This is a genomic window from Streptomyces sp. enrichment culture (assembly GCF_964273145.1).
GTDB lineage: Bacteria > Actinomycetota > Actinomycetes > Streptomycetales > Streptomycetaceae > Streptomyces.
In genome coordinates this window covers 3,522,071-3,547,762 of sequence record NZ_OZ186873.1, presented here as the reverse complement: position 1 = coordinate 3,547,762, position 25,692 = coordinate 3,522,071, and the positions used below count along the sequence as shown (strand labels likewise).

Genomic DNA, 25,692 nt, shown 5'->3' with positions numbered 1-25,692 from the left:
AGCCGGATCCGGTGACGGCGTCCGCAGTACCGCCCCCTTGCCGCCGTCCCAGAGGAACGTTCCCATGCGCGCCATCGCCCCCGCAGCCGCCGTCGCCGTCGCCGCGGCCCTCGTCCTGACCGCCTGTGACGACGGCGGCGGCGGTGCCGGCGACTCCCGCGCCGGCGACCGGGGAGCCGGTCGGGACGGGGCCGTCTGCCGGGTCGACGAGGTGGACATCGAGGCCGGCGCGAGTGCCGCGCCGGCCGCCGGGGACACGGGCACCGTCTCCTTCACCGTCACCAACCGCGGCGCCGCGTGCACGCTGGACGGCCTCCCCGCCGTCACCCTGTCGGCCGGTGACGCGCCGGTGGAGGTGCCCGCCGAGCAGGCCGCCCGGGCGCGGAAGCTGACCCTCGCCGAGGGCGCGGCGGTCTCCTTCACCCTCACCTACGTGCGCGGTGAGGCGGGCGGCGGGCGGAGCCTCGCCGTGAAGTCGGCGGACGTCGCCCTGCCGGGCGCCTCGGACACGCGCGGCTTCCCGTGGTCGTACGGAGAGGTCGCGCTGAAGGGGGAGGGGCTGCCGGACGCCTCGGTGGGGCCGTTCCAGCAGGCGGGCGACTGACGTCCGCCCCTCCTGCCCGGGACCGGCGGCCCGTCACGGCAGCGGGGGCCCCGGTCGCAGGCGGGCGCGGTCGGCGGCGTGGGTGCCCTCCGTCCAGCCCGCCGCGTCGCTCACCCCGCGCAACCGGGTCGTGGTCGTCTCCGGGAACATCCGCTCCAGGCGGTCGGCGACCGCGGCCTCGCGGGAGGCGAGGACCGGGAGCAGGTCCGCGGCCGGCCCCGCGGAACCGGCATCCCGTCCGCGGGCGGTCTCCTCGATCACGGCCTCCTCGGCCGCGCGCAGGCGGGTGCCGACGCGGTGCGCGTAGGCCGCGAGGAACGACTGACGGAAGGTCTTGGTCCGCTTCCGGCCGCCCGCCCGCTGCCCGGCCTCCGCCCGGGTCATCGCGGATTCGGCCTGGACCAGGAGCGAGGTGTAGAGGAGTTCGACCGCCTCCAGGTCGGCTTCGAAGCCGACGACGGTGGAGAAGCCGAAGGGCTCGTTCCACACCGCCCGGCATCGGTTCGCGGCGGCGACCGCGTCGAGGAGCACCGCCTTGGCCTGCTCGTACGGCGGCTCGACCCCGATCCGGCAGGCGCCCGGGGCGTCCGGCGCCGGCGCCCGGGCCGACAGCAGCGCGGCGTCGATGCTGTAGCGGGCCATCAGTTCCTGCGCCTTGGCGCTGAGGGCCTCGGCCTCCTCCGGGTAGGCGGTCGCCTCCGCCTTGGCGAGCAGGGCGCGGACCCGGCCGAGGGTCCGGGACTCCGGGCGGGGGTCGCGCGCGCCGGGGGACGAGCCGGCGGAGGGGCCGGGGGCGGATGCGCCGGATGCGCCGGATGCGTCGGATGCGTCCAGGGGTTCCAGGGCGGGCAGGCGCAGCAGCAGGCGGTAGAGCTCCAGCACGGCGGTGGCGTGCGAGAAGCGGTCGGTGCGGGGCGCGGTCCCGGCGGGCAGCGCGTCCAGCTGCCCGGCCCAGCGGCGCCCGCGCGGGCCGTCGTACGGCGCCTGCGCCCGGATCAGCGCGGCGACCAGCCGCACGTGGACGTCGTCCAGCTCCCGGCGCACGATCCGCACGAGGTCGGCGGGCTGCCAGCCGCGCCGCCAGGCCGCGGCCACGAACTCCCGCCCCCGGCGTTCGAGTTCGGCGTCCGCCGCCGGATCGGCCGCGAGCAGGGAGGCGGCGGTGTCCAGGGTGGCGTCGGTGGTGTCGTACAGGGCGGTGCGCAGGGCGCGGTCGACGGTGCTGGGCGTGCTCACCCGGCGATGGTGTCACGGGACCGGCGCCGTCTCCTTCCCGGAACAGGCGGGCGGCCGGCGGACGTGCTGCGGCGCGGCACGCGGGTGCGCCGGCCGCCGCCGAGGCCCCGGAGCCGGTGCCGTACGGCCCGGCGGCCGGGAAGGCCCCGGAACTCACCTTCCGCGAGGCGCTCCGCCTCGGCCACCACCACGTCGGCACCGAGCACCTCCTGCTCGCCCTGCTGGAACACGGGAACGGCGAGGGCGTGCTGAGCGGGCTCGGCATCGACAAGGGGAGGACCGAGGAGTACGTCACCGAGGTGCTGGCGCGGTTCCTGGAGACGCCCGGACAGGAGGCGTAGGCAGGGCACGACCCGGGGCCGGCCGGGGCGTGGGGCCCGCCCCGCGCCCCGGTGGCAGCCCTTCCCGGTGTGACCGGGACCCCGGCGGCGGCCGGCCGCGGGGCGTTGTCAGACCCGCCTGCGACACTCGTGGCATGGCCGATCGGTGGGCGCTCGCCGTGGCCGAGGGCGGCGGTGCGGAGGTCGCGCCCCTCGGCCCGGACGGACTGCCCGCCGGGCCGGTCCGGCGGGAGGCGGACCTCGCCGAGGCCGTGCGCGGCCGGCCGGATGTCACGCGGTGGGTGTGGCGGTCCACCGCCGAGGTCTATCCGCGCCTGCTCGCCGCGGGGGTGCGGGTGGAGCGGTGCTACGACGTCGAGGACGCCGAGACGCTCCTGCTCGGCCACGAGGGCCGCTACGGCGAACCCCGTTCGGCCGCCGCCGCCCTGGCCCGGCTGCGCGGCGGCCCCGTACCGCCCGATCCGCCGCAGCGGTCCGCCGAGCCCGGCGCGCAGTCCCCGCTCTTCGAACCGCAGGCCGTCCGCGTACCGCTGAGCGACCTCATCGCCGTCTACGCCGAGCAGCAGCGGCGGCACGACCGCACCGCGCACCCCGACCGGATGCGGCTGCTGACGGCGGCCGAGTCGGCGGGGACGCTGGTGGCCGCCGAGATGAACCGCGCGGGCCTGCCGTGGCGGGCCGACGTGCACCGCGAGGTGCTGCACGACCTGCTCGGCGAGCGCTACGCGGGCGGGGGCGAGCCGCGCCGGCTGGCCGAGCTGGCCGAGGAGGTGTCCGCCGCCTTCGGACGCCGGGTGCGGCCCGATCTGCCCGCCGACGTGGTCAAGGCCTTCGCGCAGGCCGGCATCAAGGTGCGGTCGACCCGCCGGTGGGAGATCCGCTCCATCGACCACCCGGCCGTGAAACCGCTGCTGGAGTACAAGAGGCTCTACCGGATCTGGGTGGCGCACGGCTGGTCCTGGCTGCAGGACTGGGTGCGCGACGGGCGGTTCCGGCCCGGGTTCCTGGCCGGCGGGACGGTCACCGGACGCTGGGTGACCAACGGCGGGGGCGCGCTGCAGATCCCCAAGGTGATCCGGCGGGCCGTCGTCGCCGACCCGGGCTGGCGGCTGGTGGTCGCCGACGCCGACCAGATGGAACCGCGCGTGCTGGCGGCGATCTCCCGCGATCCGGGGCTGATGGAGGTGGCCGGCCGGGAGGGCGACCTGTACCAGGCGGTGTCCGACCGGGCCTTCTCCGGCGACCGCGCCCAGGCCAAGATCGCCGTGCTCGGCGCGGTCTACGGCCAGACCGCCGGTGACGGCCTGAGGAACCTCGCCGCGCTCAGACGCCGCTTCCCGAAGGCGATCGCGTACGTCGACGAGGCCGCCCGCGCCGGCGAGGAGGGCCGCCTGGTGCGGACCTGGCTGGGGCGGACCTGCCCGCCGGCGGCCCGGGCGGAGGACGACGACGCCGGGGAGGCCGGCATTCCCCTCGCCGGAGCGGAGTCCGACGACCGTGAGTGGGTGCCGGGCCACGCCTCCACCGACGCCCGCGCCCGCGGCCGGTTCGCCCGGAACTTCGTCGTCCAGGGCAGCGCCGCCGACTGGGCCCTGCTGCTGCTCGCCGCGCTGCGGCGCGCCTGCGCGGACCTGGCGGCCGAACTGGTCTTCTTCCAGCACGACGAGGTGATCGTGCACTGTCCGCAGGAGGAGGCGGACACGGTCGTGGCGGCGATACGGGAGGCGGCGGACCTCGCCGGGCGGCTGACGTTCGGGGACACCCCGGTGCGGTTCCCGTTCACGACGGCGGTGGTGGAGTGCTACGCGGACGCCAAGTGACCGGCCCGCGCCGGTCCCGCGGGACAGGCCCCCGCACCACCGGGCACCACGGGGGCCGCCCGCGCGCCGGTTCCGTCCACCGCGTCGGGGCGCCGGCCGGGGCCCTCCCCCACCGTCCCGCACGGGCGGGAGGCGGGCCGCTTCAGACGACGGGGGGCCGTCCCAGCCGGGTGAGCCGCCACACCGTCCGCCAGCGCATGGGCCGGCGCTCCCCCGCGGGCTTGCGGACGCCCTCCGCGAACCCGCCGAACCAGGCGCGCAGCCCGGCGCGCGACCGGTTCCGCACGAGGGTCAGCAGCAGCCACACGCCCAGGTGCACCGGGATGAGCGGCAGCGGGAGCCGGCGGCGGGCCAGCCACACCCGGTTGCGGGCGTTGACCCGGAAGTAGACGGCGTGCCGCGCGGGCGAGGTCCTCGGGTGCCGGAGCAGCAGCTCGGGCGCGTACAGGATGCGCCACCCGGCATCGGCCGCGCGCCAGGCCAGGTCGGTCTCCTCGTGCGCGAAGAAGAACTCGGCGGGCCAGTCGCCGACCTCGTCGAGCATCGCCATCCGCAGCGCGTGCCCGCCGCCGAGGAACCCGGTCACGTATCCGCCCCGCATCGGGTCGGACGCCCCCACCCTGGGCACGTGCCGCTGCTGCGTCCGCCCGTGCTCGTCGGCGATCCGGAAGCCGACGATGCCGAGCCGGTCGTCGGCGGCGAACAGTTCCCGCACGCGGCGGAGCACGTCCGTGTCGACGAGCAGCCCGTCGTCGTCCAGTTCCACGACCACGTCGACGTCGCCGTACTCCCGCAGCCGCGCCAGGGCCACGTTCCGCCCGCCGGGGCAGCCGAGGTTCTCACCGGTCTCGACGGTGGTGACCTCGCCGGGCAGCGACAGCCGCCGGGCGAACTCGGGCAGCGGGCAGCCGTTGCCGACGATCACGATCCGCGCGGGCGGCACGTCCTGTCCGGCCACGGACTCCAGCAGGGCGTCCACTTCGGCGGGCCGGTTGCCCATGGTCACCACGGCCACGGCGATCCTCGGCGACCCCATGCCCTCACCTCTCCCGACACGTTTCCCGGCGCCTGTCCCGGCACATCCGCCGGCGCCTCTCCCGGTACGTCCACCGACGCCTCCGCGACCGGAGGCCGCGCTCGCGCGATGCTAGCCGTTCACGGCGGCGTTCCACGGAGGAGGCGCGCGGTTGGACGGAAAGACGGGACAACGCCGCGAGACCGACAAAACGGCCCGGGCACCGTCGAGCGGCCACTACGGCTGCCGCCGTCCGCCACCGGGTTCCGGTGCGCGCCGGACGGCGGGCCCGGTGCTCCAGGACCTTCCGCCGCACCGGCCCGGGAAGGGCGGGCGGAAGGGGCCGTTCCCGGGACGCGGACCCGCGACCCGGGTATGCCGAATCGTCGGATATCGGCCCGGGCTTCCCCTTGTTCATCCTGCTGCTCACGCCCTGGTCGGAGAGGTCACCGGACTTCGGTGGAGGGTGGCGGACCGCCCGGGAGCGAACGGCGACGGGGACCGCGGCCCCCGAGGGACGACCGGCACGCCTCCCCCTCGGGTTCCCGGCCGCGGCCGCGGCCGGGAACCCAGCCGTCCGGAAAAGTTTTCCCGACGGACCGAACCTTCCCCGGGCACGGCGCATCTTCAGGTGCGTAAGCGCGCGCTGACCCCGCGCGCCGACCCGTATCCGAGGGGGAACCGAAATCTCATGAAGAACAAGCTGACCGCCGTGGCCCTTGCGGCCGTCGTCGTCGCCGGCACCGCCGCCACCGCCGTCCCGGCCTCGGCCGCCTCCGCCAAGGCCGTGCCGACCCGCTGCCACACCGCCGACCTGAGGGCCGGCTTCGCCATGGGGGGAGACGCGAGGCCGGAGATGGAGCAGAGCGAGAAGCAGACCCGGGCCCACATCTGGTTCACCAACAAGAGCGAGCGCACCTGCACCCTGTCCGGCTTCGCCGGTGTCGACATGATCGGCGCTCAGAAGACCGACGGCACCTGGTCGCTGGCGCGCTCCGCCGAAAAGCCCGTGAAGATGACCCTGGAGCAGGGGGACACGGTGGACTTCGGCATCACCCTGCTCCCGGTGGCCGGGTCCACGCCCCAGAAGGAGAAGTTCGTTCCGGCGAAGTTCCTGGTCACTCCGCCGAACGAGACGGAGCACTTCACCCTGAAGTGGCCGTTCGGCGGCCAGATCCTCAAGCAGGACGGCGCCACCCGCCCGGCTACCTATCTCCACCCGGTCGGGATGTAACCGACTGGGCGGCCCCTGAGCCTTCCCCGGCGTCGCCGGTGGCCACCGCGGGACTCCCGGAACGAGGTGAAACCTCCGGGTGACGCGGTGGCCGCGTCCGGCGGGCGGCACGCCCGGACCCTTCACCGGGGCCCGCCTCGGCACCATACCCACGGAACGACAAAACCCCAGGTCAAGGGATACATGACCTGGGATTTTCCAGAGCCGCTTCCGGATTCGAACCCGAGACCTACGCATTACGAGGGCTCGTGGGGTCGTGAGGGCGGGTGCCGCATGATCACATCGGATCTCGATTTCCCTGATCAGCGACTTGCGGCCTCGTCGGTGTCTGTCGCTGAATCCACCTTGTGCCGCACCGTCCGCTCACGCATCGCAGGGTTGCGTCCAGTAATTCCGCGAGCTGCAGTCGTCCGAGGCGATGGAAGGCAATGCCGCGACGCCGCGCGGTGCGATGGCCGAGACGGCGTGTTGGAAGCGATCACGACAAGGTGGTTGCCGTGCAACCTGGCGAGACGCGGACCTGCCCAACCGCTGACGGCATCAACACGATGCCGGGCAAGGCGGCTGGTGTGTAGTGGTAGAAGCCGGACCGGGCATCGCTTGCAATCCTGGACGCGGTGTGTTCGTCGGCCGGGCACTCTGCCCACGCGTGGAGCTTTTCGAGCGTCGTCCACCCCACCAGAGCTGTCACCACCGCCGCTAAGGTCAGCACGAAGCCACCGGAACCGCTGTGGCGGAGCCTTGGCCGTCGTCGCCGGCGACGGGCCGGGTGAAGCGGTAGCACTGGTCGACTGCTTTCTCCGAGCTCGAGACGAGGACGGAGAGGGTCATCCTGTCCCCCTCACGCACCACGTCCTTGACATCGAAGGATCGCCGTCCGGTGGGGTCGAGGGCTTCCTGTACTCCGGCGCGCGTCAAGTCCTCGGCGTACATGCTCGAGATGCGTGTCAGCGCCAGACGGACGCGGCCGCCGATCTGGGTACTCGGACGGCATACATCGTCGTCCCGCTCGGAGACACGGAACGTCCATGCCTGGCCGGGGCGGTGGGTGTAGGTGTGGACGAAACACCGGGTCAGCTGGACGGGCCCGCCACCAGGGAACAGGAGCGCTTCGTCGTACTGGGCGGATCTCGCGGCCGTGGCGGTGAACTCGCGGCGGGACGCGTCATAGGTGATCACCGGGGTTTCGGAGTGCTGCCAGATCACACCGGTGAGCGTGTCGGCATCGGTGGTGCCGCTCTTGTCGAGTGCGCGGGCCGTGTCGTCCGCCGCCTCACGGGCCTGCTTCCGAATCAATGCGGATGCCTTCTCCTTGCGCTCGCTGTTGACGTTTCCGTCATGCCAGTGCCGGTACCACAACCAGGAGACGAAGACGCCGAGAACGGTGATCAGCGCGATCAGGATGGTCAGGCAGCCGGTGGTCACGAGACGGTTCGCCCGCCCCGTGACCACCGTGCCACCAGTCCCGTCAGCTTCCACTAATTGCCCTTGTACCCCATGTCGGCCAGTGCCTGGTCCATGACCCGGGCGTAGCCCGTGGTTGAGGTTGATCCCCGAGAGTGGACACCGGGTTTCATGCGACGAGTGAGAGCGTACGTGACGTGATCAGTTGCTGTTCGATCTCGGCTGGTGTGAGGTAGCCGAGTGCGGAGTGTCGACGGCGCCGGTTGTAGTACAACAGCCAGCGGAACAGCTCCAGCCGGGTCTGTGCCTTCGAGGTCCAGCGGCGGCCGTGGAGCAATTCGCGTTTGAGGCCTTGGAAGAACGACTCGGCGAGGGCATGGTCATAGCTCGAGCCGACGCATCCCATGCTGCGGCGGATCCCGTGCCGGCGGCTGACCTCGGCGAAGGCGGCCGCGCTGTACTGGGCGCCCCTGTCGGTGTGGAAAACGACGCCGTTCACCCGGCTGCCGCGGGTGGCCACAGCCATTTCGATCGCGTCGGTGACCAGGGAGGTGCGCATGTGGTCGGCGATCGACCAGCCCACCACCCGCCGCGAGCAGATGTCGATCACCGTGACGAGGCAGAGCCACGTCGTGCCGACGGCTGTGTAGGTGATGTCGCCGCACCACCTGATGTTCAGCGTGTCCGCGGTGAAGTCACGCTTCACCAGGTCCGGTGCGGGCGGCGCGGTCCTGTCCGCAATCGTCGTCGGCTTCTTCTTGCGTAGGTGCCGGCCGACGATGTGGCTGACCCGCATCAGCCGGGTGACGCGCTTGCGGTTGATCCTGCGTCCTCTCGCCCGCAGCTCGGCATGGACGCGCGGGGCGCCGTAGGCGTCCTGGTGCTCGGCGTGGAGGGCGCGGATCTCGCTCACGGTCCGCTCCTCCTCGGCCTGGCGCTCGGTGCGTGCCTGTTCAGTGGCCGAGTGCCGGTGGTAACCGGCGCGGGACGCTCCCAGCACCCGGCAGATCCGCTTGACGCCGAAGTCGGCTCGGTTGTCGGCGATGAAGTCCCAGCGGCAGGGTGTCACTTCACCTCCCGAGCGAAATAGGCGGCTGCCCGGCGCAGGATCTCGCGCTCCAGCTGCCACTCCTGCTCGGCCTTGAGCAGCCGAGCGTTCCCCACTCGCAACCGGGCCAGCTCCTCGGCCGCGTTCACGCTGCCGTCGCGGCCCTCGGGCACGGCCTGGGCCGCGTCCTTGCGCACCCACGTCCGAAGCGACTCCGCGGTGATGCCGAGATCCGCGGCCACCGCCGCGTACGTTCCGCTTCCCGGCCGCGGCGCGGTAGAGCGCGACAGCGTCCTTCCTGAGCTCCTCCGGATACGGAGACTTGCGTCCCCTCTGGACATCCCTCCCTGGACCATCAAGATCCATTGTCAGGGTGTCCACTCCAAAGGATCAGCCTCAGCTCCTGGCTGCACCCCGGGAAGGTGGCCGACCTCTTCGAGCGCCTCGTCGCCGCCTCCGGGCTCCCTCCGATCCGGCTGCACGACCTCCGCCACGGCGTGGCCACGCTCATGCTCGCCGCCGGCATCGACGTAAAGATCGTGTCGGACACACTCGGGCACAGCGACACCCGATCACACGGGACATCTATCGGAGCGTCCTGCCGCAGGTCGGCAAGAACGCGGCCGAGGCCACCGCCAAGCTCGTACCGCTTCAGCGGAGGACCGAGGCGGAGGAGGCCCGTAAGGCCGCCAAGAAGGCGGCGGCCAAGGCGAAAGCCGAGACCAGGTCCAAGAGGAAGGGCAAGCGGAAGAAGCCCAAGAAGTAGGGCACCGGCCCGCTCCGCTCACGCATCGCTCACGCAAGCCATCTCACGGCACCCCGGCCGTGTGACGCGTCATGCCCCGAGCAGCAGGAAACCCCAGATCAGCGGCTATCTGACCTGGGGTTTTTCAGAGCCGCTTTCGGGATTCGAACCCGAGACCTACGCATTACGAGTGCGTTGCTCTGGCCATCTGAGCTAAAGCGGCACGCCGTCCGCACCATGGTGCGATCAGCAACGACGGTAAGTCTACACAGTTTCCCGGGGTGCTTCGTACCGGCCCCGGGGCGTGGACGCCCCGGGGCCGGCCGGGGGCCGCGGCAGGGCTACGAACAGCGCTTCCCGTCCGCCGGGGGCGTGCCCCGCAGGAGGTAGGCGTTGATCGCGGAGTCGATGCAGGAGCTGCCGCGGCCGTAGGCGGTGTGCCCGTCGCCGTCGTAGGTGAGCAGGCGGGCGGAGGAGAGCTGGCGGGCCAGGGAGCGGGCCCAGCGGTACGGGGTCGCCGGGTCGCGGGTGGTGCCGACCACGACGATGGGGGCGGCGCCCTTCGCCTGGATGCGGTGCGGCCCGCCCGTGGGTTCCACCGGCCAGTACGCGCAGCCCAGGGACGCCCAGGCGAGGCTCTCGCCGAAGGCGGGGGACGCCTTCTCGAAGGCGGGGAGGTCCTTGCGCACCTCCTCGGGGGAGGAGAAGGCGGCGGGGAGGTCCAGGCAGTTCACGGCGGCGTTGGCGGACATCAGGTTGCTGTAGGTGCCGTCGGGGCCGCGTTCGTAGTAGCCGTCGGACAGGGCGAGCAGGCCGGCGCCGTCGTTCCGTTTCATCGCCGAGGTCAGGGCCTCGCGCAGCTGCTGCCAGGCGCCCTCGTCGTACATCGCCGTGATCGCGCCGGTGGTGGCCAGGGACTCGGTGAGCCTGCGGCCGGCGGAGCCGCCGGCGGGGATCGGACGGGTGTCGAGCCGGTCGAAGAACGCCTTGAGGTTCCGCCCGGCCCGCGCGGGCGTGGTGCCCGGGCCGCCGAGCGGGCAGTCGCTGCGCCGCACGCAGTCCCTCGCGAACGACCGGAACGCCGTCTCGAAGCCCGCCGTCTGCTCCAGGTTCAGCCGCCGGGCCGACAGCGACGGGTCCATGGCGCCGTCCAGCACCAGCCGGCCCGCCCGGTGCGGGAACAGGCCCGCGTACGTCGCCCCGAGGAGCGTCCCGTACGACGCTCCCACGTAGGTCAGTTTCCCGTCCCCCAGCACCGCCCGGAGGATGTCCATGTCCCGGGCCGTCTCGACGGTCGAGACATGGCGCAGCAGCTTGGGCGCGGAGGCGCCGCAGCCCTCGGCGAACTCCTTGTAGGCGCCGACGAGGCCGCTGACCTCCTTGTCGTCGTCCGGGGTGACGTCCGTCTGCGTGTACCTGTCCATCCTCGGGCCGTCGAGGCACTCCAGGGGCTCGCTGCGGGCCACGCCGCGCGGGTCGACCGCCACCATGTCGTAGCGGGCGCGGACCTCCGCCGGGTAGCCGATGCCCGCGTACTGCTGGAGGTAGCCGACGGCCGAGCCGCCCGGCCCGCCCGGGTTCACCAGCAACGAGCCGAGCCGCTTGCCCGGACCCGTGGCCTTCTTGCGGGCCACGGCGAGCCGGACGTCGCCCCCGGACGGCTTCGCGTAGTCGAGCGGCGCCTTCAGGGTGGCGCACTGGAAGCCGGGGACGCCGCAGTCGCGCCACCGCAGCTTCTGCCCGTAGTACGGGACCAGCGCGGACGGGACGGATCGGGGAAGCGCGGCCAGCACCGGGGCCGCGGTGGCGGACGCGCGTGTCGCCTCGGTCGCCGGGCCCGCGGAGCTCGACGCGCTTTCGGCGGAGCACGCCGTGAGGAGCAGCGCGGCGGTGAGCAGAGCGGCCGTGGTACCGGTACGGATCCTGCGGAGGGAACGCCTTGTGTGCATTCAGCGAGAGTAACGGGGTGCGACGGTCCCGACGCGCTGTGTGCCCGCAGTGCCCCCGGACGAGTTGCGCCGCCGGGAGCCCTCACGCCCCTCGTTCCCACGCCGGGCGCCCGCCCGGCGCGCCGTCCGCGAGGCCCTGGCCTCAGCCCGCTCTGAGCGCCATGGCCATCGCCTCCACCGCGAGCAGCGGGGCCACGTTGCGGTCGAGGGCGCGCCGGCAGGCGGCGATCGCCTCGATCCGGCGGAGGGTGGCCTCGGGGGTGCTGCTGCGGGCGAGGCGCTCCAGGGCGTCCCCGGCGTCGGCGTTGGCGATCGCCACGCGGGAGCCGAGCTGGAGGGCGAGCACGTCGCGGTAGAACCCGGTGAGGTCGGTCAGGGCGAGGTCGAGGCTGTCGCGCTGCGTACGGGTCCTGCGGCGCTTCTGCATCTCCTCCAGGTCCTTCACCACGCCCGCCGTGCCGCGCGGCAGCCGGCCGCCCTGCGCGGCGCCGAGGGCCGCCTTCAGCTCCTCGGTCTCCTTGCCGTCCACCTCCTCGGCGAGCTGCTTGGCGTCCTCCGCCGCCGCGTCGACCAGTTCCTGCGCGGCCTTCAGCGCGCCGCCGACCTCCTCGACGCGCAGCGGCAGCCTCAGCACGGCGGCCCGGCGCTCGCGGGCGGCCGGGTCGGTGGCCAGGCGGCGGGCCCGGTCGACGTGGCCCTGGGTGGCGCGGGCCGCGGCGGCGGCGACCTCCGGCTCGATGCCCTCGCGGCGCACGAGCATGTCGGCGACGGCCTCGACCGGCGGCGTCCGCAGGTTCAGGTGGCGGCAGCGGGAGCGGATCGTGGGCAGGACGTCCTCGATGGAGGGGGCGCACAGCAGCCACACCGTGCGGGGGGCGGGCTCCTCCACGGCCTTGAGGACGGCGTTGGCCGACTGCTCGTTCAGCCGCTCGGCGTCCTCGACGAGGATGATCTGCCAGCGGCCGGTCGCGGGTGAGGTGAACGACTTGCGGACGGTGTCGCGCATGTCGCGGGCCAGGATCTGCGTGCCGACGGCGGCGATCGTGGTGACGTCGGCGTGGGTGCCGATCAGGGCGGTGTGGCAGCCGTCGCAGAAGCCGCAGCCGGGGACGCCGCCGAGCGCGCGGTCGGGGCTCACGCACTGCAGCGCGGCGGCGAAGGCCCGCGCCGCCTGCGTCCGGCCCGCGCCCGGCGGGCCCGTGAACAGCCAGGCGTGCGTCATCTTCGACGCCTCGGGAGGGGGGGCGCCGGTCGCGGCGGCCGTGACGAAGGCGTCGGCGTCCCGGGCGGCGGCGGCGAGGTGCTCGCTCACCTTCTCCTGCCCGACGAGGTCGTCCCACACGCTCATGGGTCACGCCGTCCTTCCGTCACACTGCGCGTCGCGCTCTTCGTACGTGGTGTTCGTGCGCGCTCTTCGCGGCGTCGTCCATTGTGCGGCCACCCACTGACAACGCCGGGCCGGTGCGGGGTCACCGGCCCGCCCCGTCCGGGCCGGTGAGGGGTCCGGTACGACCGCCGGATCCCCGCTCAGCGTCCTCCGGCCCGGCCCCTTCCCCCGTCGCCGTCCTCCTCGTGGGGCCCCAGCAGCTCGTCCGCCAGCGTCGGCAGGTCGTCCAGGGGCGTCTCCTCCGCCCAGTCGGAACGCCGCCGGCGCGGCGCCTGACCGGCGTCCACCCGGGGCAGCTCCCGCGTACGGCCCTCGGAACCGTCCGGCTGCGGGGCCGGACGCTCGTCCCGGAAGAAGCCCGGCGGCACCCGGTCGGCAGGGTCCTCGCCCCGCGCGGGCGGCAGGACGGCCGTCTCGTCGGCGGCGCCCGGCGGCACCTGCGGCAGCACCGCGGTGTCGTCCGCGGCGCCCGGCGGCACCTGCGGCAGCACCGCCGTCCCCTCCGCCGCGCCCGGCGGGACCGGCGGCTTCGGCAGTTCGGCCGTCACCTCGGAGTCCGGCGCGGGAGAACCCGGTGCGCCGGAGGCCGCTCCGGCGTCCCGCCCCCGGTACCCGGCCCGCGCGTCCCCTGCGCCCTGTACATCCTGGGTGTGCTGGACGTGCGGTGCGTGCTGCCGGTCCCGCGGACCGCGCGCGTCCGGTTCGTCCCGCACCGGCCGCAGCACCGCCGTCTCCTCCAGCGGTCCCCCGGAGGCGTCCGCCGGCGTCGCCTCGGGCGCCGCGTCCGGGGCGGCGGCGAAGGTCCCCGGGCGCGGGAAGGCGCCCGAAGCCGCGTCGGCGGGCGTCACGCCGGCCGCCGGGACCACCGGCCTGGGGCCCGCCGCGGCCGCTGCCGCCGCGGCCTCCGCCTCCCGGCGGGCCTGCTCGGCGCGGAGCAGTGCCTCTTCGGCCTTCCGCTGCTTCTCCAGGCGCCGCGCCTCGGCCTCGGCGCGCAGCCGGGCCTCCTCCTCTTCCTGCTTGCGGCGGCGCTCCTCCTCGGCCCTGCGCCGGGCCTCCTCCTCGGCGCGGGCCTTCTCCTCCGCCAGCAGCCGCGCCCGCTCCTCCTCGGCGCGCCGGCGCGCTTCCTCGGCGCGCTGCCGGGCCTCCTCGGCCTGCCGTTCGGCCTCGCGGCGCTGGGCCTCCTCCAGCTCGCGCCGCTTGCGCTCCTCCTCCTCGGCGCGCAGCCGCGCCAGCTGCTCCTGGCGCTCGCGCTCCAGGCGCTCCTCCTCGGCCTTGCGCGCGGCCTCCTCCTCCGCCTTGCGGCGGGCTTCCTCCTCAGCCTTGCGGCGCGCCTCCTCCCGGGCCCGGATCTCGGCCTCGGACAGCGGCAGCACCTGGTCGAGCCGGTGCCGGATCGCGGTGGTGACGGCCTCGGCCTCCTGGCCCGCGTCGACGACGAGGTAGCGTCCCGGGTCGGACGCGGCCAACGCCAGGAAACCGGCCCGCACGCGCGCGTGGAACTCGGCCGGCTCGGACTCCAGCCGGTCCGGCGCCTCGGTGAACCGCTCCCGGGCGGCCTCCGGAGAGACGTCCAGCAGCACGGTCAGGTGCGGGACCAGCCCGTCGGTCGCCCAGCGGTTGATGCGGGCGATCTCGGTCGGCGACAGGTCGCGGCCGGCGCCCTGGTAGGCCACGGAGGAGTCGATGTAGCGGTCGGTGATCACCACGGCGCCGCGTTCCAGCGCGGGCCGGACCACGGTGTCGACGTGCTCGGCGCGGTCCGCCGCGTACAGCAGGGCCTCCGCGCGGTGCGACAGTCCGGCGCTGGAGACGTCCAGCAGGATCGACCGCAGGCGCTTGCCGACCGGCGTCGCGCCCGGCTCACGCGTGAGCACGACCTCGTGGCCCTTGGCCCGGATCCACTCGGCGAGCGCCTCGGCCTGCGTGGACTTCCCGGCGCCGTCGCCGCCCTCCAGGGCGATGAAGAAGCCGGTCGGCGCGGGCGCCTGCACCGGGTCGTCGCCGCCCAGCAGGGCGTCCCGCAGGTCGTGCCGCAGCGGCACCCCGAAGCGGTCGTCGCCCTTGGCGAGCACCAGCGCGGCCACCGGCAGCAGCAGCGCGCCGACCAGCATCAGCGTGAACGCGGCGCCGCCGTGCGCGAAGACGAACCTGCCGTTCTCCAGGCGGTGCGGCCCGATCCCCGCGGCCACCAGGGGGGCGATCACCACACCCAGCGCCACGCACACGCGGACCACCGCGTGCAGGTGCGCGGTGGTCCGCGCCCGGCGGTGCTCCTCGACCTCGTGGTCGAGCAGGGTGTGCCCGGTGTTGGCGGCCACGCCCGCGCCGGCCCCGGCCAGCGCCAGGATCAGCAGCACGGTGGCGCCGTCGGGCACGAGCCCGGCGACCAGCAGCGCGACGCCGGCGAAGGCGACCGCCAGGGACAGCAGCCGGCGGCGCGACAGGGAGGGCAGCAGGGCGGGGGCCGTCCGGATGCCGACGACGACACCGCCGGTCAGCGCGGCCACGGCCAGCCCGTACAGCACCGGCCCGCCGCCCAGGTCCTTGGCGTGCAGCACCGCCACGGCGACCGCGGCGGCCACCGCCACGGCGACCGCGGCGCAGGCGAGCACCAGCAGCGGGATCGCCCCGGTGCGGCCCTTGTCGGCACCCGCGGCCGTCCGCGGGCGGCGCAGGCCCTCCAGCGGCGACCGCGCGCGGGGGGTGCGGGTGCCGGGCAGTTCCAGCAGGGACAGCACGGACAGGGAGGCGGCGAACAGCCCGGCCGCGACGTACGAGGCGAGGGCCGCCTGGTGCACGGCGAACCAGTCGATGCCGGCGCCCAGCAGGTTGTTCAGCAGCCCCGCGGCGACGAGGGCCGCCGCCGCGAGGGGGATCGCCGCGAAGGACGTACGCAGCGACAGGCGGCGCAGCGCGCCCATGTGGTCCGGCAACGGCCGTACCGTCGCGCCCTCGGGGGGCGGCGCGGGCAGCAGCGCCGGCGCCGCGCTCTCGCGGCACACCGTCCAGAACCGCTCGGCGACGCCGGTGACGAAGACGGTCACCAGCAGGACGGCGAGGGCGTCGTCCGGCGTCCAGTCGATCCACAGGGGCGCGACGATCAGCAGCGCGGCCCGCAGGCCGTCGGCGCCGACCATGGTCCAGCGGCGGTCCAGCGGACCGTCCTGGGAGGTGAGTGCCGTCAGCGGGCCGAGGAGGACCGCGCCGAAGAGCAGCGTCGCCAGGATGCGCACACCGAAAACGGTCGCCACTGCGAACGCCACGCCCCGGTAGCCACCGCCGAAGGAGCCGGCGGCGATCGCCGCCTGGACGGCGAGGACGACCAGCACGAACAGGGCGAGCGCGTCTGCGACACCGCCCACCAGCTGCGCGCCCCACAACCGCCGCAGCTGCGGCCGGCGCAACAGGGCACGGACGGCGCGCTCGCGGGAGTCCGCGACCAGGGCGTCGTCGGGGTCCGGGTGAGGGGCCGTTGGCTGCTCGGCTCGCGTCATGCGTTCAGCCTATCGGGACCCGTCGGCACCGCGGCGCAACCGCCCGAACATACGCGCGCCCCGACACCGAATCGATGCCGGGGCGTTCGTTTTGCGAACGTCAGGCCGTCCGGGGCCCGCGCCCGGGGACGGAACGGCTCAGTCCTCCGCCGCTGAGGAAGCCGCCCGGGAAGCGGTCGTCTTCTTCGCCGTCGTCTTCGCGGCCGTCGTCTTCTTCGTGGCCGTCGTCTTCTTCGCGGCGGTCTTCTTCGCCGCCGTCGCCTTCTTCGCCGGGGCCTTCTTCGCGGCCGCCTTCTTCGCCGTCTTCTTGGCGGGGCTCTTGGCCCGCTTCTCGGCGAGAAGTTCGAAGCCGCGCTCCGGGGCGATCGTCTCGACGCTGTCGCCGGAGCGCAGGGTCGCGTTGGTCTCGCCGTCGGTGACGTACGGGCCGAAGCGGCCGTCCTTGACCACGACCGGCTTGCCGCTGACCGGGTCGGTGCCCAGCTCCTTCAGCGGCGGCTTGGCCGCGGCGCGACCCCGCTGCTTGGGCTGGGCGTAGATCGCCTGCGCCTCCTCCAGCGTGATCGTGAAGATCTGCTCCTCGGACTGCAGCGACCGCGAGTCGGTGCCCTTCTTCAGGTACGGACCGTAGCGGCCGTTCTGCGCGGTGATCTCCTGGCCGTCGGTGTCGGTGCCGACGACCCGCGGCAGCGACATCAGCCTGAGCGCGTCCTCCAGGGTCACCGTGTCCGGCGTCATCGACTTGAACAGCGACGCCGTACGCGGCTTGACCGCGTTCTTGCCCGTCTTCGGGGTGCCCTCGGGGAGGATCTCCGTGACGTACGGGCCGTAGCGGCCGTCCTTGGCGACGATCGTGTGGCCGGTCACCGGGTCGACACCCAGTTCGTGGTCGCCGCTCGGCCTGGCCAGCAGCTCCTCCGCCAGCTCGACGGTCAGCTCGTCCGGCGCCAGGTCGGCGGGGATGTCGGCCCGCTGGTGCTGCTCGGTGTCCTTCTCGCCGCGCTCGATGTACGGGCCGTAGCGGCCGACGCGGAGCACGATGCCGTTGCCGACGGGGAAGGACGACACCTCGCGCGCGTCGATCGCGCCCAGGTCGGTGACCAGGTCCTTGAGGCCGCCGAGGTGGTCCCCGTCGCCGTTGCCGGCGTCGGCGGCGTCCCCGTTGCTCGCGCCCTCGCCGAAGTAGAACCGCTTCAGCCACGGCACGGCCTGCGCCTCGCCGCGGGCGATGCGGTCGAGGTCGTCCTCCATCCTGGCGGTGAAGTCGTAGTCGACGAGCCGCCCGAAGTGCTTCTCCAGGAGGTTGACCACGGCGAAGGACAGGAAGGACGGCACGAGGGCCGTGCCCTTCTTGAAGACGTAACCGCGGTCGAGGATCGTGCCGATGATCGACGCGTACGTCGACGGGCGGCCGATCTCCCGCTCCTCCAACTCCTTGACCAGCGACGCCTCGGTGTAGCGGGCCGGGGGCTTGGTGGCGTGGCCGTCGACCGTGATCTCCTCGGCGGCGAGCCGGTCGCCCTCGGCGACCTGCGGCAACCGGCGCTCGCGGTCGTCCAGCTCCGCGTTCGGGTCGTCGGCGCCCTCGACGTACGCCTTGAGGAAGCCGTGGAAGGTGATCGTCTTGCCGGAGGCGCTGAACTCGACGTCCCGGCCGTCGGCGGCCGTGCCACCGATCTTGACCGTGACGGAGTTGCCGGTCGCGTCCTTCATCTGGGAGGCGACGGTCCGCTTCCAGATCAGCTCGTACAGCTTGAACTGGTCGCCGGTCAGCCCGGTCTCGGCGGGCGTGCGGAAGCGGTCGCCCGAGGGACGGATCGCCTCGTGCGCCTCCTGCGCGTTCTTGACCTTGCCGGCGTACGTCCGCGGCTGCGGCGGCAGGTAGTCGGCGCCGTACAACTGCGTGACCTGGGCGCGGGCGGCGGCGATGGCCGTGTCGCTCAGGGTGGTGGAGTCCGTACGCATGTACGTGATGTAGCCGTTCTCGTACAGCTTCTGCGCGATCTGCATGGTCGCCTTCGCGCCGAAGCCGAGCTTGCGGCTCGCCTCCTGCTGCAGCGTCGTCGTGCGGAACGGGGCGTACGGCGAGCGCCGGTAGGGCTTGGACTCGACGGAGCGGACGGCGAACCGCGTGTCCCGCAGGGCGGCGGCGAGCGCGCGGGCGTCCGCCTCGTCGAGGTGGAGGGTGTTCGCGGCCTTGAGCCGGCCCAGGGAGTCGAAGTCGCGGCCCTGCGCGACGCGCCGGCCGTCGACGGTCTGCAACCGTGCGACCAGCGACGACGGGTCGGAGGGGTCGCCCGCGCGGCCGGTCGAGAAGGTGCCGGTCAGGTCCCAGTACTCGGCGGAGCGGAACGCGATGCGCTCGCGTTCCCGCTCGACGACGAGCCGGGTCGCCACGGACTGGACACGGCCCGCCGACAGCCGGGGCATGACCTTCTTCCACAGCACCGGCGAGACCTCGTAGCCGTAGAGGCGGTCGAGGATGCGGCGGGTCTCCTGGGCGTCGACCAGCTTCTGGTTGAGCTGGCGCGGGTTGGCCACGGCGGCCTGGATCGCGGCCTTGGTGATCTCGTGGAACACCATCCGCTTGACGGGGACCTTCGGCTTGAGCACCTCCTGGAGGTGCCAGGCGATGGCCTCGCCCTCGCGGTCCTCATCGGTGGCGAGGAAGAGTTCGTCGGACTCCTTCAGCAGGTCCTTGAGCTTCTTGACCTGGGCCTTCTTGTCCGCGTTGACCACATAGATCGGCTGGAAGTCGTGTTCCACGTCCACACCGAGGCGGCGGACCTCTCCGGTGTACTTCTCGGGCACCTCCGCGGCGCCGTTGGGAAGATCGCGAATGTGCCCGACGCTCGCCTCGACGGTGTAGCCGGGGCCGAGATAGCCCTTGATCGTCTTCGCCTTGGCAGGCGACTCGACGATGACGAGTCGGCGGCCGCCCTTCGCGGTCTCGCTGGTCGGGGACAACTTCGCTCTTCTCTCCGGTCGACGCTGGGGCCTCCCCAGGCCTGGATCCCGGGGTCGGGTCGTGCTTCGTGGCTCTGGTGGCGCTGCGGAGTGTGACGGTACATGCCACCCCCGTGTCAAACGGGAAAAGCCCGCAACGGCCACTCGAACGGTAACCCGACTACCACTATTCCTGCCGCCCCGAGTGGCCGACGGCCCCGACGGGTGCATCCGGAGTGCGACTCTCCGATTACCTGACGCGACGCGGCTCGCGGCCCGAACGCGCCGCTCGGGTGCGCGTCGGCACCACGGCCCGAGGGCGGGGCGGCCGTCCCGGCCCCGCTCCCCAGGACCGCCGATGCGACAGGGCTCACACCGCGGGCGACCGGCCGGCCCTGCCGCACGCGGGCCGCCGCCCGGGCCGGCAACCCGGCTCCGAACAGGGCGGACACCACCCCTGCGGGAATCATCGGCCCGCTCTTCGCGGTTCCTCGTCCCCCTTGCCGCCCTTCGGGGACCGGCCGCGGGGAGGCCCGCACCCGCGGGCGGCGGGCAGGCATCCCCGGGACGAGCGCGGGGCCCGCGGGGCCGCGGACCTCTGCCGAGCGGCCGGCGGGCCGTACGGAGGGTGAGGCGTCCGGAGGTGAGCGAGGCGACAGGGGCGGCAGGGGCGACAGGAACGGCTCGATCCTGTCGGGGACTCACGCTGCCCCCGCTCCTCCTCCTTCCCTCTCCCCCCTCTCACTCCCCCACCTCTCGGCCGGCGGGCCCGGTCAGCCGGCCGGTTCCAGGAACCCCTGCTCCACGAGCAGCCGGATCTGCGCGGGCGTGCGGTCGCGCAGCAGCACCGGGTCCTCGCCGAGCAGCTGGGCGATGGCGTCGAGGATGCGGCCGGCGCTCATCGTGCCGTCGCAGACGCCCGCGAAGCCGGCGGCGACCGTGTCCACCCTCGTGGCCCGCCGCATGCCGCGGTTCTGGCGCAGGACGACGTGCTCCGGGTCCTCGGCGCCGGGCATCCCGACCTGCTCCTGGACGACCTCGCCGGCGAGGGTGAAGGACGCTTCGAGCAGGGCGGCGTCGTCGCGGGCGCGCAGGTAGTCGAGCCGGTCGAAGTGGGCGCGCACGGTCTCGCCGAGCGGCTGTTCGACCGGGTGCGGCCACTCCTCCACGGTGACCGAGGGCTCGGCGGCCCCGGTCCTGCGCAGGGTGATCCAGCCGAAACCGACGGCCCTGACCTTGCGCGCCTCGAACTCCTCCAGCCACGCGTCGTACCGCGCCCGGTACTCCGCCGCGTCACCGCGGTGGTCGCCGGCGTCCCTGAGCCACAGCTCGGCGTACTGCGTGACGTCCTGCACCTCGCGCTGCACGATCCACGCGTCGCAGCCGCGCGGCACCCACGAGCGCAGCCGGTCCGTCCAGTCCTCCCCCTCCACGTGCTCCCAATTGGCGAGGAACTGCGCGAACCCGCCCTCGTTCAGGCGGTCCCCCGCCTCTTGGACGAGCGTCCGGCACAGGTCGTCCCCGGCCATGCCGCCGTCGCGGTAGGTGAGGCGGGCGCCGGGCGAGATCACGAACGGCGGGTTCGACACGATCAGGTCGTACGTCTCCCCCTCCGGCACCGGCTCGAACAGCGAGCCCTCGCGCAGGTCGGCGGCCGGGACGCCGGACAGGGCGAGGGTGAGGGCGGTGATGTGCAGGGCGCGCGGGTTGACGTCGGTGGCCGTCACGCGCGTGGCGTGCCGAGCGGCGTGCAGGGCCTGGATGCCGGAGCCGGTGCCGAGGTCGAGCGCGGAGGAGACGGGCGTGCGGACGGTGATGCCGGCGAGCGTCGTGGAGGCGCCGCCGACGCCGAGCACGACCCCTTCGGCCCGGCTGCCGATGCCGCCGGCGCCGCCGACCGCGCAGCCCAGATCGGAGACGATGAACCAGTCCTCCCCGCCGGGCCCGCCGTACGGCCGGACGTCCACCGTGGCGGCCACCTCGTCCCCGTCGGCCCGCACCAGCCACCCGCTCTCCAGGCAGGCCTCGACGGGCAGGACGTCCGCCACGCGCGCGTACGGCACCGGCCGCTGGAGCAGGAACAGGCGTACGAGCAGCTCCAGCGGCGTGCCTCCGCGGGTCGCCCGGAGCGCGGGCACGGTCTCGCTGCGCGACAACGCCGCGTAGGCCGGGGCGCCGAGCAGCTCCAGCAGGCCGTCGGCGGTGAAGGAGGCCCCGAGCAGCGCCTGACGGAGCCGGGCGGCGACATCGGGACGGTCGGAGGAGGGCAGGGGGGAAAGGCCGGCGTTACTCACGTCACCATTGTGTCCGCCCGCACCGGCACCGCACGCCGTCGGGCCGTCAGCACCCGCGCGCACCGCCCGGCACGCGCGCGCGGAGCCCGCCCTCCGGGCCGGCCGGTCAGCCGGCCGTCGCCGACGCCGACGCGGAGGCCGACTGGCAGCTGGGCTGCTTGGCCATCGCCCTGCCGACGTCGCCCTCCTCCAGGGCCTTCAGGGCGTCGCTGCCGGTCCTGCTCAGCTCGTCCAGTTCGGCGGCGACGTCCTTGAGGCCGTCGGCGAACTTCGCCTGGTCCTTGGTGTCGAGGGCGTCGACCTGCTTCTTCAGGGAGGCGTAGGCGGAGGAGAGGCCGTTGAGTTCCTCGACCGCGTCCTTCTGCTTCTTCTCGCCGTCCTCGACGTCCGGTGCGCCGGCCTTTTGGACCGCGGCCCCCATCGCCTTGTAGGCGTCGGACATGTCCTGGAAGGCCTTGGAGTCGGTCGCCTTGACCTCCTGCGGCGTGCTGTTGTCCGAGGTCTCCTTCTGGATGGCGGCGTTGGCGGCCTCGATCTTCTTCGCCTGCGGCTGCACCGCGTCGCAGACCTGCTTCGCCCAGGAGTCCAGCTTGTCGTTGCCGTCGTCGCCGTTGCCACATCCCGTCAGCGCCAGTACCAGTACCGCACCGCCGGACAGTGCGACCGCGAGCTTCTTGTTCACCGGATTGGTCCCTTCCATGGCTCTCGGCCCCGGAACATACACGCCAGATGGGCGACACTCCCGTGACGAACTTCCCCTATGACCGTTATTGCAGCCATTTGCACCAAGCGAGAGAAGGCTCACGACACGCGGTCCGGTGACGCGCGGCGCGGGCGGAAGGCGCGTCGATCCGCGCCGCGCGCCCGCGCGTTGTCCCGCCGCCCGGCCGACCGGCCGGTGCCGGTCCCTAGGAAACGACCGCCGGATCGGCCGACTTGGGCTTCGGTCCGGCGTTGTCCTCGTCGCTCACGGCGATGCCGCGGCGCTTGGAGACGTACACCGCCCCGACGATGATGGCGAGCGCGAGCACCGCGATCAGCACGCGCACGCCGGTGTTCTCGTCGGCGCCGTAGGAGAACCGGATCGCCGCGGGCGCGATGAGCAGCGCCACCAGGTTCATCACCTTCAGCAGCGGGTTGATCGCGGGCCCGGCGGTGTCCTTGAAGGGGTCGCCCACCGTGTCGCCGATGACGGTGGCCGCGTGGGCCTCGCTGCCCTTGCCCCCGTGGTGGCCGTCCTCGACGAGCTTCTTGGCGTTGTCCCAGGCGCCACCGGAGTTGGCGAGGAACACCGCCATCAGCGTGCCCGCGCCGATCGCGCCCGCGAGGAACGCCCCCAGGGCCCCGACGCCGAGGGTGAAGCCGATGAAGACGGGCGCCATCACAGCGAGCAGCCCGGGCGTGGCGAGTTCGCGCAGGGCGTCCTTGGTGCAGATGTCGACGACCTTGCCGTACTCCGGTTTCTCGCTGAAGTCCATGATCCCGGGCTTCTCGCGGAACTGCCGCCGCACCTCGAAGACCACCGAACCCGCCGACCTCGACACCGCGTTGATCGCCAGCCCCGAGAAGAGGAAGACGACCGCAGCGCCCGCGACGAGGCCGACGAGGTTGCCGGGCTGGGAGATGTCCATCGTCAGGCTCATCGGCGCGCCCGGTCCGCTGAGCCGTTCGCCCACGTCGCGGGCGCCGGTGGTGAGGGCGTCGCGGTACGCCCCGAACAGCGCCGCCGCCGCGAGGACGGCGGTGGCGATCGCGATGCCCTTGGTGATGGCCTTGGTCGTGTTGCCGACCGCGTCCAGGTCGGTGAGCACCTGCGCGCCCGCCGCCCGTACGTCGCCGGACATCTCGGCGATGCCCTGCGCGTTGTCGGAGACCGGCCCGAAGGTGTCCATGGCGACGATCACGCCGACCGTGGTGAGCAGGCCGGTGCCGGCCAGGGCCACCGCGAACAGCGCCAGCATGATCGAGGCACCGCCGAGCAGGAACGCGCCGTACACGCCGAGGCCGATCAGCAGGGCGGTGTAGACGGCCGATTCCAGACCGACGGAGATACCGGCGAGGACGACGGTGGCGGGCCCGGTCAGTGAGGACTTGCCGATGTCCCTGACGGGCCGTCGGGTGGTCTCGGTGAAGTACCCGGTCAGCTGCTGGATGAGCGCGGCGAGGACGATGCCGATGGCCACGGCGACGAGCGCCAGGATCCGCGGGTCGCCGCTCCTGCCCTGGATCGCCGCGTCGGTGACGCCGTCGAGGTCGGCGTACTTCCCCGGCAGGTAGAGGAAGACGGCCACCGCCACCAGCAGCAGCGAGATCACCGCGGAGACGAAGAAGCCGCGGTTGATGGCGCTCATGCCGCCGCGGTCGCCGCGGCGCGGCGCCACCGCGAAAATGCCGATCATGGCGGTGATCACGCCGATCGCGGGCACGAGCAGCGGGAAGGCGAGCCCCGCGTCGCCGAAGGCCACCTTGCCGAGGATGAGGGCGGCGACCAGGGTCACGGCATACGACTCGAAGAGGTCGGCCGCCATGCCCGCGCAGTCGCCGACGTTGTCGCCCACGTTGTCGGCGATGGTGGCGGCATTGCGCGGATCGTCCTCCGGGATGCCCTGTTCGACCTTGCCGACCAGGTCGGCGCCGACGTCGGCGGCCTTGGTGAAGATGCCGCCGCCGACCCGCATGAACATCGCGATCAGTGCCGCGCCGAGGCCGAAGCCCTCCAGGACCTTCGGCGCGTCGGCCGCGTACACCAGCACCACGCAGGAGGCGCCCAGCAGGCCCAGCCCCACCGTGAACATGCCGACGACGCCACCCGTGCGAAAGGCGATCCTCATCGCCTTGTGCGAGACCAGGGCGAGGTCCTTCTCCGGCTCGCCCGGTGCCGGTGTCGCCTCCCGCGCCGCCGCGGCCACACGCACATTGCTGCGCACGGCGAGCCACATTCCGATATAGCCGGTGCCCGCCGAGAACGCCGCCCCGATCAGGAAGAACACCGATCGTCCGATGCGCTGATTCCAGTCGTCCGCGGGCAGCAGCATGAGCAGGAAGAACACGGCGGCGGCGAACACGCCGAGCGTGCGCAGTTGCCGGGCCAGATAGGCGTTCGCGCCTTCCTGGACGGCTGCCGCGATCTTCTTCATGCCGTCGGTTCCCTCGCCGGCCGCGAGTACTTGGCGCATCAGCACCCCCGCGACCACCAGGGCCGCCAGCGCGACCGCGGCGACGACCGCCACCAGGAGACGGTTCCCGTCGGTCAGCACCGCGGCCGCGAGGGTCGAGGGGTCGCCCCACTCGTACGAGGTGGAAAGCTCCGCCATTCGTCCTCCTTGACGCTTGGGCTGAGCTCACGATGCGGACGGATTGCGGGTACCGGAACCCGATCGAAAAGGGCGCAACAAAGGGAATCAACCCTTTCCGCTCCCGGAAAATGATCGCCGGACGGTCGCGGATCCGAAAGCATTAATACCCCGGAAGCATTCAACCCGTGATCCATTTGTTCTGGGCGTCGCTTATCGAGCGTGAATGCATTCGCGAAATGCGTGCTCGGAACCACTGTATGCGCGGGCTTCGACTTCCGCACACGGTCCGCATACGCTCCGTGCACGACGAAGGGCCCCGCGGAGCGGGGCCCTTCGGGTCGGCGCGCCGGGCGCGTGCCGGTGGCCGGAGCGCCGGGGGCGTGCCCGGCCGGCGGAAGTCAGGGGAGCGGCGCCGGGGACGGCGCGGTCGGCCAGGTCATGCGGATCAGGCCGCCGTCCTGCCCGGCCTCGACCTCCACGTCGTCGACGAGCCCGCTGATGACCGCGAGGCCCATCTCGTCCTCCTCGGTTTCCGCGTCGTCGCCCGCCACCGCGGCGGCCGGGTCACCGGGGACCGCGTGCGGCGCCTCGTCGCCGACCTCGATGGAGAACTGCTTCTCCTCCTCGATCAGCGACACCTTCACCGGCGCCGCGATCCCGTTGTGGCGGTGCAGCCCGACGGCCCGGCTGCACGCCTCGCCGACGGCCAGCCTGACCTCGTCGAGAACGGACTCGTCGACTCCCGACCTGCGTGCCACCGCGGCCGCCACCAACCGGGCGGTCCTGACGTGCTCGGGCAGCGCGCTGAAGCGGAGTTCGACGGTGGCCATGCATCCCCCTCGCGACTACGGGCGTGCTCTCGAGGGGCCGGGCCGCCGA

14 protein-coding genes, 1 tRNA gene and 3 pseudogenes are annotated in these 25,692 nt (G+C 73.4%); 5 read left to right on the top strand and 13 right to left on the bottom strand.

The annotated features are described in order from the left end of the window. Window positions 1-64 precede the first annotated feature (64 nt). Window positions 65-604 carry a DUF4232 domain-containing protein gene (locus ACSU6Z_RS16020; RefSeq protein ID WP_437046334.1) on the top strand — a complete coding sequence of 180 codons (540 nt, stop codon included), beginning with the start codon at window positions 65-67 and terminating at the stop codon, window positions 602-604. 33 nt (window positions 605-637) lie between these two features. On the opposite strand, the gene ACSU6Z_RS16015 is transcribed toward ACSU6Z_RS16020, so the two are convergent. Continuing rightward, a complete protein-coding gene (locus ACSU6Z_RS16015; RefSeq protein ID WP_437046332.1) occupies window positions 638-1,840 on the bottom strand; it encodes a DUF2786 domain-containing protein in 1,203 nt (400 codons plus the stop codon). 62 nt (window positions 1,841-1,902) lie between these two features. Here ACSU6Z_RS16015 and ACSU6Z_RS16010 point away from each other — a divergent pair. Then, a pseudogene (locus ACSU6Z_RS16010) lies at window positions 1,903-2,181 on the top strand (Clp protease N-terminal domain-containing protein); the annotation flags it as partial. A gap of 134 nt (window positions 2,182-2,315) precedes the next feature. Continuing rightward, a complete protein-coding gene (locus ACSU6Z_RS16005) occupies window positions 2,316-4,001 on the top strand; it encodes a bifunctional 3'-5' exonuclease/DNA polymerase (protein WP_437046330.1) in 1,686 nt (561 codons plus the stop codon). A 142-nt stretch (window positions 4,002-4,143) separates the two neighbouring features. Here ACSU6Z_RS16005 and ACSU6Z_RS16000 read toward each other — a convergent pair whose 3' ends face one another. Then, window positions 4,144-5,037 carry a glycosyltransferase family 2 protein gene (locus ACSU6Z_RS16000; protein WP_437046328.1) on the bottom strand — a complete coding sequence of 298 codons (894 nt, stop codon included), beginning with the start codon at window positions 5,035-5,037 and terminating at the stop codon, window positions 4,144-4,146. A gap of 670 nt (window positions 5,038-5,707) precedes the next feature. Here ACSU6Z_RS16000 and ACSU6Z_RS15995 point away from each other — a divergent pair. Further along, window positions 5,708-6,250 (top strand): DUF4232 domain-containing protein, encoded by a 543-nt coding sequence (locus ACSU6Z_RS15995; RefSeq protein WP_437046326.1) that lies wholly within the window; start codon window positions 5,708-5,710, stop codon window positions 6,248-6,250. A gap of 705 nt (window positions 6,251-6,955) precedes the next feature. On the opposite strand, the gene ACSU6Z_RS15990 is transcribed toward ACSU6Z_RS15995, so the two are convergent. Both ACSU6Z_RS15990 and ACSU6Z_RS15985 read right to left on the bottom strand, forming a co-directional pair. Beyond that, window positions 6,956-7,675, bottom strand: coding sequence for a hypothetical protein (locus ACSU6Z_RS15990; RefSeq protein WP_437046324.1), 720 nt, complete (start codon window positions 7,673-7,675; stop codon window positions 6,956-6,958). Between the two features lie 148 nt (window positions 7,676-7,823). Beyond that, window positions 7,824-9,068, bottom strand: a pseudogene (locus tag ACSU6Z_RS15985) (IS3 family transposase). A 35-nt stretch (window positions 9,069-9,103) separates the two neighbouring features. Between ACSU6Z_RS15985 and ACSU6Z_RS15980 the strand changes: the two are divergent. Further along, window positions 9,104-9,468, top strand: a pseudogene (locus ACSU6Z_RS15980) (tyrosine-type recombinase/integrase); the annotation flags it as partial. Window positions 9,469-9,596: 128 nt separating this feature from the next. On the opposite strand, the gene ACSU6Z_RS15975 reads toward ACSU6Z_RS15980, so the two are convergent. The 9 genes from ACSU6Z_RS15975 to ACSU6Z_RS15935 all read right to left on the bottom strand — a co-directional run bounded on the left by ACSU6Z_RS15975 (window position 9,597) and on the right by ACSU6Z_RS15935 (window position 25,643). Further along, a tRNA-Thr gene (locus ACSU6Z_RS15975) sits at window positions 9,597-9,670 on the bottom strand. A 118-nt stretch (window positions 9,671-9,788) separates the two neighbouring features. Then, window positions 9,789-11,396 (bottom strand): alpha/beta hydrolase, encoded by a 1,608-nt coding sequence (locus ACSU6Z_RS15970; RefSeq protein ID WP_437046322.1) that lies wholly within the window; start codon window positions 11,394-11,396, stop codon window positions 9,789-9,791. A 142-nt stretch (window positions 11,397-11,538) separates the two neighbouring features. Beyond that, window positions 11,539-12,744 (bottom strand): DNA polymerase III subunit delta', encoded by a 1,206-nt coding sequence (locus ACSU6Z_RS15965; RefSeq protein WP_437046320.1) that lies wholly within the window; start codon window positions 12,742-12,744, stop codon window positions 11,539-11,541. Window positions 12,745-12,923: 179 nt separating this feature from the next. Then, window positions 12,924-16,277, bottom strand: a complete 3,354-nt coding sequence (gene tmk, locus ACSU6Z_RS15960; protein WP_437046318.1) for a dTMP kinase — start codon at window positions 16,275-16,277, stop codon at window positions 12,924-12,926. A 138-nt stretch (window positions 16,278-16,415) separates the two neighbouring features. Further along, the gene (gene topA / locus ACSU6Z_RS15955) at window positions 16,416-19,244 is read right to left on the bottom strand and encodes a type I DNA topoisomerase (RefSeq protein WP_437046316.1); all 2,829 of its coding nucleotides are present in this window, start codon (window positions 19,242-19,244) and stop codon (window positions 16,416-16,418) included. A gap of 752 nt (window positions 19,245-19,996) precedes the next feature. Next, window positions 19,997-21,517 carry a DUF7059 domain-containing protein gene (locus ACSU6Z_RS15950; RefSeq protein ID WP_437046314.1) on the bottom strand — a complete coding sequence of 507 codons (1,521 nt, stop codon included), beginning with the start codon at window positions 21,515-21,517 and terminating at the stop codon, window positions 19,997-19,999. 106 nt (window positions 21,518-21,623) lie between these two features. After that, window positions 21,624-22,217, bottom strand: coding sequence for a small secreted protein (locus ACSU6Z_RS15945; protein ID WP_437046312.1), 594 nt, complete (start codon window positions 22,215-22,217; stop codon window positions 21,624-21,626). 208 nt (window positions 22,218-22,425) lie between these two features. Further along, complete coding sequence (locus ACSU6Z_RS15940; RefSeq protein ID WP_437046310.1) at window positions 22,426-24,831, bottom strand: sodium-translocating pyrophosphatase; 2,406 nt, start codon at window positions 24,829-24,831, stop codon at window positions 22,426-22,428. Window positions 24,832-25,211: 380 nt separating this feature from the next. Then, window positions 25,212-25,643 carry an ATP-binding protein gene (locus tag ACSU6Z_RS15935; protein ID WP_437046308.1) on the bottom strand — a complete coding sequence of 144 codons (432 nt, stop codon included), beginning with the start codon at window positions 25,641-25,643 and terminating at the stop codon, window positions 25,212-25,214. Window positions 25,644-25,692: the final 49 nt, after the last annotated feature.

Coding starts and splice junctions, on each gene's coding strand:
- ACSU6Z_RS16020 (WP_437046334.1), top strand. CDS start 65: ATGCGCGCCATCGCCCCCGCAGCCGCCGTCGCCGTCGCCGCGGCCCTC.
- ACSU6Z_RS16005 (WP_437046330.1), top strand. CDS start 2,316: ATGGCCGATCGGTGGGCGCTCGCCGTGGCCGAGGGCGGCGGTGCGGAG.
- ACSU6Z_RS16000 (WP_437046328.1), bottom strand. CDS start 5,037: ATGGGGTCGCCGAGGATCGCCGTGGCCGTGGTGACCATGGGCAACCGG.
- ACSU6Z_RS15995 (WP_437046326.1), top strand. CDS start 5,708: ATGAAGAACAAGCTGACCGCCGTGGCCCTTGCGGCCGTCGTCGTCGCC.
- ACSU6Z_RS15970 (WP_437046322.1), bottom strand. CDS start 11,396: ATGCACACAAGGCGTTCCCTCCGCAGGATCCGTACCGGTACCACGGCC.
- ACSU6Z_RS15965 (WP_437046320.1), bottom strand. CDS start 12,744: ATGAGCGTGTGGGACGACCTCGTCGGGCAGGAGAAGGTGAGCGAGCAC.
- tmk (WP_437046318.1), bottom strand. CDS start 16,277: ATGACGCGAGCCGAGCAGCCAACGGCCCCTCACCCGGACCCCGACGAC.
- ACSU6Z_RS15945 (WP_437046312.1), bottom strand. CDS start 22,217: ATGGAAGGGACCAATCCGGTGAACAAGAAGCTCGCGGTCGCACTGTCC.
- ACSU6Z_RS15940 (WP_437046310.1), bottom strand. CDS start 24,831: ATGGCGGAGCTTTCCACCTCGTACGAGTGGGGCGACCCCTCGACCCTC.
- ACSU6Z_RS15935 (WP_437046308.1), bottom strand. CDS start 25,643: ATGGCCACCGTCGAACTCCGCTTCAGCGCGCTGCCCGAGCACGTCAGG.